The 10,271-nt window shown below is 47.9% G+C and carries 11 protein-coding genes; 9 read left to right on the top strand and 2 right to left on the bottom strand.

Going from position 1 to position 10,271, the window contains the following annotated elements:
• The 5 genes from PG899_RS23040 to PG899_RS23060 form a co-directional block, all read left to right on the top strand.
• On the top strand, positions 1–425 hold a 425-nt coding region (locus tag PG899_RS23040), incomplete at its 5' end, for a hypothetical protein (protein WP_442866366.1).
• Positions 379–825, top strand: a complete 447-nt coding sequence (locus PG899_RS23045; protein ID WP_210537804.1) for a hypothetical protein — start codon at positions 379–381, stop codon at positions 823–825. The genes PG899_RS23040 and PG899_RS23045, both read left to right, overlap by 47 nt.
• Before the next feature lie 9 nt (positions 826–834).
• On the top strand, positions 835–3,804 hold the full coding sequence (locus PG899_RS23050; protein ID WP_210537796.1) for a conjugative transfer ATPase: 2,970 nt from the start codon (positions 835–837) through the stop codon (positions 3,802–3,804).
• Complete coding sequence (locus tag PG899_RS23055; RefSeq protein WP_210537794.1) at positions 3,804–4,457, top strand: DUF1525 domain-containing protein; 654 nt, start codon at positions 3,804–3,806, stop codon at positions 4,455–4,457. Before PG899_RS23050 ends, PG899_RS23055 begins: the two co-directional genes overlap by 1 nt.
• Before the next feature lie 64 nt (positions 4,458–4,521).
• Complete coding sequence (locus PG899_RS23060; protein WP_210537792.1) at positions 4,522–5,526, top strand: TraU family protein; 1,005 nt, start codon at positions 4,522–4,524, stop codon at positions 5,524–5,526.
• A 28-nt stretch (positions 5,527–5,554) separates the two neighbouring features.
• Here PG899_RS23060 and PG899_RS23065 read toward each other — a convergent pair whose 3' ends face one another.
• The gene (locus tag PG899_RS23065; RefSeq protein ID WP_216945321.1) at positions 5,555–5,839 is read right to left on the bottom strand and encodes a hypothetical protein; all 285 of its coding nucleotides are present in this window, start codon (positions 5,837–5,839) and stop codon (positions 5,555–5,557) included.
• Positions 5,836–6,153, bottom strand: coding sequence for a hypothetical protein (locus PG899_RS23070; protein ID WP_210537788.1), 318 nt, complete (start codon positions 6,151–6,153; stop codon positions 5,836–5,838). Before PG899_RS23070 ends, PG899_RS23065 begins: the two co-directional genes overlap by 4 nt.
• A gap of 146 nt (positions 6,154–6,299) precedes the next feature.
• Here PG899_RS23070 and PG899_RS23075 point away from each other — a divergent pair, with 146 nt between their 5' ends.
• From PG899_RS23075 to PG899_RS23090, 4 genes are read left to right on the top strand one after another with little or no spacing between them, the layout of a single operon-like run.
• Positions 6,300–7,640 (top strand): hypothetical protein, encoded by a 1,341-nt coding sequence (locus PG899_RS23075; protein WP_210537786.1) that lies wholly within the window; start codon positions 6,300–6,302, stop codon positions 7,638–7,640.
• Positions 7,641–7,700: 60 nt separating this feature from the next.
• A complete protein-coding gene (locus PG899_RS23080) occupies positions 7,701–7,988 on the top strand; it encodes a hypothetical protein (protein ID WP_210537784.1) in 288 nt (95 codons plus the stop codon).
• On the top strand, positions 7,988–9,511 hold the full coding sequence (locus tag PG899_RS23085; RefSeq protein ID WP_210537782.1) for a conjugal transfer protein TraG N-terminal domain-containing protein: 1,524 nt from the start codon (positions 7,988–7,990) through the stop codon (positions 9,509–9,511). Before PG899_RS23080 ends, PG899_RS23085 begins: the two co-directional genes overlap by 1 nt.
• Complete coding sequence (locus PG899_RS23090; protein ID WP_270697748.1) at positions 9,508–10,212, top strand: conjugal transfer protein TraG N-terminal domain-containing protein; 705 nt, start codon at positions 9,508–9,510, stop codon at positions 10,210–10,212. Before PG899_RS23085 ends, PG899_RS23090 begins: the two co-directional genes overlap by 4 nt.
• The last annotated feature ends 59 nt before the right edge of the window (positions 10,213–10,271 follow it).

Here is a 10,271-nt window from a genome sequence, read left to right on the forward strand (position 1 = left end):
GGGAGTCACATGGAAGATCAGATCCTGGAAAACGGGAAAAGTTCCGTTCAGACCGCTATTTGTGTATAAGAGTCAGAGCTCAGACAATGGGCATTAATACATTCGCCGGGGCGGCTGAAGCATTTGCGAATGGGCAAGCGGAGATTACAAAGAATACTGATGGTAGTTCAAGTTCGTCAATAGTCGGCGAAAGTAACAGCATAAATTACATGCTTGGGAAAGGAATTGGAAAGGGGGTCCAATCAGGGTCTGAAGCACTTGCTGAACGTCAGCAAGGGGCATATGACGCTGTTTACGTACCTCCTGGAACCAGAGTAGAAATTCACCTTACCAGCCAAATAGACATTGATTATGATAAAAAAGGACGCAAGGTATCCCATGTTCAACAAACGAATCACTACAGCAACAATCGTGGTTTTGATTAACGCCGTCCTTGCTGGTTGTGCTAGTAAGGACGATGTAATTCCAAAATCTGACATCACCGCTGAAATGGTTTTTGATCAGACCATGGGGGGTGGCGCAAGTGCGCGTGATTATCGCATTATGACAACCCCTCAAATGGTTGGCGTCCAACCTGACATTGATGTGTATGAGTTGCATAACTCACCAAAACCACGTTATCAGGTGCTCCCGAATCCAACGCTTTATATTTTTGTACCTGCACATCTCACGGGAAAGGGGCGATCCCCGATCCCGGCGTACATCACTGAAACAAAAATGTTTGAACGTGACGAGTATGCTCTTCCTGGTGAACTCTATCCGTTAATGGATGCTCGGTATGATCAGAGTAAAGTTGCGGCAGATAATCAGCAATATCAAGACTAAGGTGAACTCGTGAGCTTATTTCAGGAAATTAAAGATATATTTATTCCGCAAGCAAAAAAATCATCTGCTCAGCAAAACCTGAAACACTGCAGTGTACAAACAGAAGTGGATCATGAAACCAAAGAAGTATCTTATGTTGATGAGTCCCGTAAGCCATCATTTGCAAGAAAGCTTGGGCCGGTTACACAAAAACTGGTCCAGTCACATTATCGACGCAACCCTAATAGCTTTGCCGATAGGCTTTCAATCACCGAATACCTAGAAGAAAGTAAAACCTTTATGCTTGAGGACTGTTATTCTCAAGCAGTAGTGTTCGCTGCATCTCCAATCGCAACAGAGGGGCGCTCCAAAGACCAAATTGCTGAACTTAGGAATACTCTTCAAGCTGCATTTAAGCAAGCATTCGGAATAGCTCATGGAGGATCTGATTGGGTTCTTCAGATATATTCATGGAAGGATGATGACCTTTATAGATATGTTGATGATATATATGCATCTATTCATGAGGAAGTTCGTGATACTGAATTCACAGAACAGTTCCTTGATGTTCTTGAGGATCATTTTCGTGGCATTAACCAGGCCGAAGGTATTTTTAAGGATGTTCAGGTCACTGGCAAACAATGGCGTGGCCAAATGCGGAGAACTTATTGTGTAATCTACAGGCGCTGCACGAAGATAGAAATGGAGTCGGCAAGTTTTGACCCGATAAATGATATTAATGAGGTTGCGGATCGTTTTTCTCATCTATTGTCATCTTCTGGCGTAAAGATTCGCCGCTTAGATGGCGAGACTGTATTTCGGTGGTTAACGGATTGGTTTAATCCCAACCCACCGATTACTAATGGTGATCGTGAGGCACTTTATCGACTGGTAGGCTACCCTAAGCGGAAAAAGGATAAGCCTTTTGGATTTAATCTGGCTGAGAGTGTTTTGTTTTCCGAGCCTATATCTGACCCTGACAATGGATGTTGGTGGTTTGATGATATGCCACATACATTCATGCGTTTTAAGGGATTAACTCAGGCTCCGGATATGGGGCAATTGACTGGTGAGGTTTCTAAAGGTACAGGGAAAAATCAACGATCGAGTTGCCTCATGGATTCTGTACCAGCCGGTGCAATGCTTGTTCAGACTATTATTTTTGTCAGCCCAACGAAAATTGATTCGCACCTCATGAGCTTGAGTTCGGCCCAAAAGGGGGAGACCCAGGAGGCGCAGCGGGCCCAGCAGGCACTCAATGAAGTTGAACTCCAACGTCAGAATGATCAGGACGTTTTCTATGCTTCGCAGGGCGTATACGTGCGCGGCGAAAATTTGGTTGATCTGCAGGACCGGTGCAAGTCACTCAAAAACAACCTCCTCTCTAACGGAGTCATGGCGCTCGACGCATCCACAGACCCCTTGATCACTGAATCTTACCCGCTGCACCTACCTGGTTGTTTCCAGCCAGAGTTGGATACGAAGCGCCAGTACATGCAGCTCTACTACTCCCAGCATTTGGCCAACATGTGTCCGATCTTTGGTCGCGAACAGGGAACAGGGAATCCAGGGCTTGTGGTATGGAATCGAGGGGGTGAGCCCCTTACGTTTGACATGTTTGGCAAAGACCGGGTTCGGGCTGCTCATGGGGTGGTTATCGGACCCCAAGGCTCAGGTAAGTCAGCCTCGTTGAACTATATGGCCGCCTCGGTGATGGCTGTGCATAGGCCACGGCTTTTCATCCTGGATAAAGGTGGGTCGTTTGAGCTGTTGAGTGAATATTTCGCCCAGCATGGCCTGACGGTTAACTACATGCGGATCAACAAGTCTGCCAAGTTTTCGCTATGCCCATTCCTCGATGCCGGCGAAGTTGTGAAGCAAATCGAAGAAGCCAAGGCGAAAGCTAAGGCGGCAGCCATGACAGCACAGCATGAGACGCCGGCTGATGATGAGGATGAAGATGAAGATGAAGATGATGCACCACGGGATCCCTTGGGTGAAATGGAGCAGTCCCTCTATATCATGGTGACAGGCGGCAATATGGAAGCATACGCCCGGATCACTCAGCTGGATAAAGCACTTATGCGTGCAGCCATTTTAGCTGCAGGGATTAAGAGTTACCGTGATGGAAAGAAAACACTGACCCAGGATGTTCGAGAAGCAATGCTCGAGATCGCGGAACGGGAGGCCAAGCTGGAACCTGACCAGCGTACCCGGTTAAAAGAGCTAGCGGCCTCGCTCGAAATGTACTGCACTGGCGAGCTGGATGCTCGAATGTTCAATACTGTTGGTGAACCCTGGCCTGATGCGGATGTAACAGTGCTTGATGTTGGCGTCTACGGTTCGGACCGATATCCAGCTCAGCTTGCTCTTGCTTACATTGGCTACATGCAGAGAGTAATTAACAAGGCGGAAGAAACACAGAACCAACGTCGTGATGTCGTGAATATTGTGGATGAAGCTCACCTCTACACCGGTAACCCCCTTCTTGGGTACCAAATAGCATTTGCTGTAAAAGTTGCCCGTAAGATAGGCCTTTGGATGTTGTTGGCCACTCAGAACGTAGAAGACTTCTCCAAAGGTGACGACATCAAGAAGGTGCTTGGTCTATTCGAGTGGTGGTTCTTGCTGAATATGGAATTCAAGGAGGTGGAGGATCTTAGCAAGTACCGAAATTTGACCCCTGAACAGAAAGTCATGATCTTGAGCTGCTCTAAGCAGCAACGGGCCTACACAGAGGGAGTTGTGATGGGTAACCCCAAGACTGTTGGCGAAATGTTGGTTCGTCAGGTGCCACCATCAATATTCTTGACTCTCGCCATGACAGACCCGAACGAAAAGAGCGAACGGCGTGCCCTGATGGAACAGTATGGGTTGTCTTCCCAGTACCAAGCCGCAGAGATGATGGCTCAAGAACTGAACCGCAAGCGGGGGCTAAAGATCAGGGCTCGCAGCTCGGACGCCGTGAGCCGCTCTCAACGCCTACAGGAGGCTTCCTGATGATGCTGGCAAGATGGCCCTGGACCGCATGGAAGAAAGCCTGGATGAAGCGCACAAACACTCTGAACCGAGGGCCTGATACTGATATCCCATATCAGCAGCCTGCAGCACTTGAGCTTAACGCAATGGTCCTGTTCGGGGATGGCCGGAATGGCATGGTTGAACGGCAGATGATTAGACATAGCTTGACGGTTTTCGTCATCCTGATCCCGCTCTTGAGCTCGCAAGTTAAAGCTACTGAAGTGCAGGTTACTCAAGTAGATGTGTTTACCGTGGATGGCCTTCGATATGACGTGGAAGGTGCTCAACTAGCTAAAAAGTTGATCGTACCAGTGCACATCCGGCAGATAGATGAAATCTACAAGCTTGAGATGGAATTGAGTGCCGGACTTCCCGCCTCTGAAGCGGAGGCTGCAGCAATCGCCACCAAACGGTTCGCAAAGCTGAGTAAAAAGAGTGTCCTTGATAAATATGCTACTACAGCAGAGTCATTGACGATGGCTCGGTCTCTAAATGTTGAGAAGGTACCTGCAGTTGTGTTTAATAAAAAATGGATTGTGTATGGCCTCGATCCGCTACAGGCCTACTCGGTCTTTGAAATGATGCGAAGCCGTGGAGAGTTGAACGGCTCGACAAGGGGGAATGGTGAATAAACTATCTCTAGGCGCGCGGATTGCAATTTTGTGCCTCATGGTCATAAGTGGAAAGGCGATGGCCATGGACGCCAATAACACTCTTCCTCATGGTGATAAGAAGGTCGAAATATTCGATCTAATAACGGACACAATGGACCTTTCATGTGTCGACTACAAAATCAAAGGAGTATGCTTCTGGCTTCACTGTGCCGGCCCATATTGTAGGGTCAGAACATCTAGTGTGGTCAGTCATTACAACCCAGATGTCATAGTCGAGACAGTATCAAATAGGGAGGCCTACCCACTCACCTGGTTGACGAAACCAATGTCACAAGTAACAGATCCACTAGCAAGGGGTCTGAATCATGGGTTCGATGTCGGGACTGGCGTCCGCGGATCGCCTACTGGTACTGCAACGAATAAGAACTTCTTCGATACGAATGTCTATGGAAACCCTGCCTTACTCGGTTTCAGGGATCTCGTGGGAAGCATGTTGAGTTTGTCTGGATTTTGTAATAGTGATGTCATGCCGTTCAACCCTTACTTCGTTTCGACTCTTGATCCGGAGTGGCGGATGGGACTTCTGGAAGCCCCATTATTGGTACTTCCATCCAACTTCAATCGCAAGATCTTTGCAAAGAGCGGAGATGCACTTAGCGGGGCTGTAGGAAGCGCACTCGGCGGGTATGGCGACATAGTTCAGTCGAGTGAACGCTTCGGGCACATATTCCCCAGAATTGGTTCCATCGTTAATCCGAACAGATATACCGGTTCAACAGTAATTGCCCAGCGGGCCGCTGATATTGTCACATCATTGAATGCACACATATATCAGAAATTACCAGACACTGCTGGTTCTGCCAAAGTATGGGCTCCAGTCCCTCCCCGTGAAGGAGATGATGAAACGGCCAAATGGCAAAGAAACTATCCACGCGGTAAGACTGGATGTAAGGCATTCCCTGCAGATTCGAGCGAGGAGTACAAGTACAGCGAGGATGACTTTTCTCCAACCCATAATTACCTCTACACACTTTGGCGACGGTATGAGTGCTGTGCCAGGAGAGGAACTTTCCTATATCGTATTTAATGAAGAGGGCCCATAATGGGCCCTTATATTATCGGGAACCTGATATCAAGGGGCCTATCGATACTTGCCAACCTGTTGTAGACAAAAGATCGTAAATATCGGTCAGCATGCGCGTAGATGAAGTGTGCCGAGCCGACATGAATTTTTCGATCAGGGCAACGGCATCTGGTTCATCAATAAAGGGGGTAACACGAGCAACAATCATTTCAAGATTACTCGATGCAAGCACCTCGTTGCTCTCTCGTAACTTGATATATGTACCAATTGTGGAGATGACAGCCTCACGATCCAATCTGGGTTCAGGTTTTTTCACTTTTTGAATGCACCTCTCTGAACATGCCGCTGCTTAGCCTGGTTATCCCCTGGTTGCTTTTGATTGATGAGCGCGATCAGCTCCATCATGCAATACAACCCTTCAACCTGTGCAGATGCTTCGGCTGAATCAAGATCTAGTGCCTGCAATTGCCCTTGAATCGCTTTCGCCATCTCTGGGTAGCTCATGTCCCAATTCATCGGCACTTGGTAATGATCTGCCGCCAATACAAGGTAGCTGAACATTTCGTGCCCGGTGTCTGCATGCTTCAGATCATCGTAGTAGACAGGCTTTGGAAGCTTGACTTGACCCATAAAACAACTCCTTCAATTACCAGGGGCCACGTTATCACGGTCTTGAAGCAATGCAACTTCTGGCAAGAAGGATAATCCACGTCCATTTATGCACCCCATTTCTCTGAGTCAAGCAAGTTAAAGTAGGCTGTTTCATGAACTTGGGGATGACGATGCAAAAACGAATTTTATCAGTGGCTTGTCTACTAGCCTTGGTTAGTGGGGCAACTTGGGCTGCTCAGTTTGATGAGCGAGCTGTAATAAATCAGCGGATTGGTGGTGGCCGACCCATCGATGCACCATCATCGACCGAACCATTCAGCAAAGCATCCGCCGGTTGGAATGCAGATCTATCGTGTTCTGCTATGAGCTTGAACAGTGAATTGCTTGGCAGCTTTAACTCCGGCTCCTTCAAACAGCTGCAATCATCACTGGTTGGTCAACTGATGGCTGCAGTGAATCCCACTAGCCTCATCGGGATGGCAATTCAGAGAGCGAATCCTGATCTCTATGACAGTTTGATGTCAGGGAGTATGACGGCTACAGATGCTTTCAATACCAACGTAATGACCTGCCAGGAGATGCAGCAGGGGGTTTTCGATGCATTGCCGGCTGGGGCTCTCAAGAATCTAACAGTGAGTGAGGAATATGCGGAGGCCATCAAGAAGCACGCGAACGGAAACTATCAGTTAAAGGATCTCGTCTTTAAGGATGGTTCGGCCGGGCGGAGTTATGACGATGGCAAGAAAGGCGTTGAGTTCGGTGTTGAGAAGAGAGGAATGATTGGTAAACCTATCAAGGTAACCGAACACACGTCATATGCTGGGTTCAATGCGTTAGCAGGCCGTGCTGCGACCGATAGCTCACCCTTACCTACATCAGCCACTAACGCTATGGGGATGGGGGCCGTATTCAAGTCACCCCGGGAGGCCAACAGCTTCATCTCGGATGTTGTGGGTGAAACCAGGATGTATACCGACAGTGACGCTTCCCCTCGTGAAGAGGATAGAGGCATAGGTGCGAAAGCGGCATATGCCAAGGAGTTTGAAGCAACCAATGCCAAGCTTCTCGATCTTGCAAGGCGACCTAGTTCTAACATCACCACCAAGGATCTCGAGAGCGCATCGACATCGAGTATTAAGGTGACCCGGGACCTGTTGCTTGCGATTAAGCAAATTCATCCAACAGAACAGGCGGCCTATGTATCGGCACTGGCGACCGATATCTCAATGGCCAACACTTACGAAAAACTTCTTCACTCTGTACGGATCATGGATGCTGGTTTGAGGGATGAAAGCGTGACTAACAACGAAGCGGTTCGGTCTGAAGCACTCCACAAAAGAGCCCTGCTCATCCAGGAGATGGACCTACTTGAGCGTGAACTTCGCTTCAAGAAGGAGCTCGCCGGCAGCGCACAGATAGACATTTTGCGCAGAGCAAATCTGGAGAACAAACCGGGCTCGTTCAGAACACCAACTAATGAATTACCTGTTGGCACTGCAAATTAATATCTTTCAGTAGAAAGCAATGGTTATCCATTGCTTTCTCTATAAACCCCTGGAGCTGAAATGAGAAAATACCTCCTTTTTGTTATTTATATACTTGCGGTGTTATTTTGTTCGATATTGTTGATACTTCTTGTCGACACTGATAGTGAGGCTTGGCAGCAATTTGCCCGTTGTGCCACAGTGGCAAAATGGATCATTGTGCCAATTCTAATAATTGCACTCCCGAAAATAATAGAGCGTGCAACAAAAAAGGAATTAACCAAAGATGGGAGGAAATTATTGTGGCAAAGCCAAATCCTTATGGCTGTGGCATTCACTGCGGTTGAAATAATGCATGGGGCACTCTGATGATTGTAAATGAGTGGATTGAACCGTACACGCTTATGATGGGTGTGCACTCAATGGGTGTGATCACAGAAATTCTTTGCTCCAGTGGATTGGTTTATGCACCATTTTTTGTTGCGATCGTTAAATCAATTGTTGAGGCAATGACTCAGGGCGTGGATGAGGGTAATGCCGGTGAATTAGCGGTGAAATTTCTTCGCAAAGAGCTATTGATCATTTTTCCAGTGTTTATTCTAGCCTTCGTTCCAATGGCGAACAGCCAGATGAGATTTGATGTCAACATTAGCAACTATTCTTGTGATGGAGATCAGCGAATCCAGGCACCTCCAACAACTAACCAGCAAATGATGATGGGGAATTTTCAAGGGGGTTACACCAAAGTGCCGGTTTGGTGGCTCGCGGTTCATGACTATTCTTCGACATTTACAAACACAGTTATTGCCAATACACCTTGTGCAGCTGACTTGCAGATGGCTTCTGTGAATATTCAGGCAGCAAATCTCGAAAATAGCTATGACCAGACGATCGCTGATAGTTGGCAACGAGCATGCCTCAGTCCGGCAGTTGGTGATGCAACCCGTAGAGGAAGTCTTGACGACTCTACCTGGGCTGGCTCCCAGTCACTGCGTGAATTTTATAAGAAGGAACAAAATACGGTTTTAATAAGCAGGGAGTCCGCTATCGCAGCTGGCTTGCCGGTTGGGCTATCTGAAGGCGGTGAGGTGAGGCTAAATTGCGATGTCGCATACCAGCATATAGAGGCTGCAGCAGTTTCGGCTGCAAGAAGCCAGTCGCAAGGGTCACTGGAAATATTGATAAACGCTTCACAAGACTCAGAGACAGAGAAGAAGTTGGCGATGTCGAAGGTAGCCAAAGTGCAACCACAAGCAAGCGCCCAACTCACTAATCTATTCGCAGGCGAAACAGACCACACTGTTGCACCAGACAGCGCTTCTGGTTACATGAAGGAGATGATTGGGTGGCTAGGAACTGCGGTGGGAAATTTGCTAAAGGCGCCGGGCACGATTGTGTTGAAGAATACAACACCGATCCAAATCTGTGTTATGCAGATGGCTCTTATTATGGCCACGCCAATTTTGCTGGTATTCTCTGGTTTCAATATAAAAACCGCTCTTGCTATCAGTGCTACATACTTTGGGCTTGAATTCACGTTGGTCTTTGTAAATCTGGCCACCTGGATGGATAACACCCTCAATCTATTCTTCTACTCAAGTATAAACGGTGGGGTTGGGGCGGGCTCTGCAACATTCGTGTCTGGGCTGCAAGAAAGCATCTTGACCAGAGTTGGTTACACCTCATATGACTTGCTACCAAAGTTGTGGATGGCCCTTATGGCATATGTCGGCATTAAGGGTGGTAGCCAGATGATAGGAAGTGCCTCTCAAGGAGTGGAGCAGAACGTAAGCTCTGGGCTCAATACAGGCGCTCGCATCCAGCAACAAGCGGGAAGCATGGCGAACTCCGCCGGCAAGTCATTCATGAAGTCGGGCGGAAAATCATCATGATCGCGAACCATTGGATTGATCCGTACACCCTCTTGATGGGGGTACACATGATGGATGTTGTAGTTGAAGCATTGTGTGTAAGCGGCCTAGTCTATGCTCCATTCTTTGTGGCTATAGTTCAGTCTATAGTTGAGGCCATGACCCAGGGGGATGATGAAGGGAATGCCGGAGAGCTAGCCGTTAAATTCCTGAGGAAGCGCTTACTCGGCATATTTACTGTATTTATTCTGGCCTTTATTCCTGTGGTGGATGTGACAAGCAATATCACAACACGGCCTGCAAATTCGTGTGTTGATCCTGGTGCACCAAATCCAACAAACTCTGTTATCAGTATGGTCGGAAATTTCAATAGCTCGAGTACCAAGGCGCCATTGTTTTGGGCTGCCGTGCATGACTTCTCAAGTATCACCACAAACGTGGTTATCTCGACAACACCATGCGCTGAGGACATCGCAGCAATAAATTCAAACGTAAATACCGCAAATTTCACTAACCCACAAGATCGAGAACTAGCCCAACAATGGGGCAAGAGTTGTCTCGCACCCGCTTCCGGCAAAGTGTCCCAGGGTTCGAAGTTTGATGGTGCCTGGTGGATAGGCCATCCTGATTTCATCGCTCAGTACAAGAAGGAAGGGAGTGTTGTTCTCGTTAATAGTGAGGTTGCCGCCGGCCTGGGTATGACCGTGGATTTGACCCCATAGATCCAGACACTTTTTCCCGCTTAGGGTTGTGATACCCGACTGCGCAGAAATTCCCGTGG

Source organism: Aeromonas sp. QDB39 (genome assembly GCF_027707585.1).
Lineage (GTDB): Bacteria > Pseudomonadota > Gammaproteobacteria > Enterobacterales > Aeromonadaceae > Aeromonas > Aeromonas hydrophila.

Excerpts from the sequence above, each read along its gene's own strand:
- PG899_RS23045 (WP_210537804.1), top strand. The coding sequence starts at position 379 with ATGTTCAACAAACGAATCACTACAGCAACAATCGTGGTTTTGATTAAC.
- PG899_RS23055 (WP_210537794.1), top strand. The coding sequence starts at position 3,804 with ATGATGCTGGCAAGATGGCCCTGGACCGCATGGAAGAAAGCCTGGATG.
- PG899_RS23060 (WP_210537792.1), top strand. The coding sequence starts at position 4,522 with ATGGACGCCAATAACACTCTTCCTCATGGTGATAAGAAGGTCGAAATA.
- PG899_RS23070 (WP_210537788.1), bottom strand. The coding sequence starts at position 6,153 with ATGGGTCAAGTCAAGCTTCCAAAGCCTGTCTACTACGATGATCTGAAG.
- PG899_RS23075 (WP_210537786.1), top strand. The coding sequence starts at position 6,300 with ATGACGATGCAAAAACGAATTTTATCAGTGGCTTGTCTACTAGCCTTG.
- PG899_RS23080 (WP_210537784.1), top strand. The coding sequence starts at position 7,701 with ATGAGAAAATACCTCCTTTTTGTTATTTATATACTTGCGGTGTTATTT.
- PG899_RS23085 (WP_210537782.1), top strand. The coding sequence starts at position 7,988 with ATGATTGTAAATGAGTGGATTGAACCGTACACGCTTATGATGGGTGTG.
- PG899_RS23090 (WP_270697748.1), top strand. The coding sequence starts at position 9,508 with ATGATCGCGAACCATTGGATTGATCCGTACACCCTCTTGATGGGGGTA.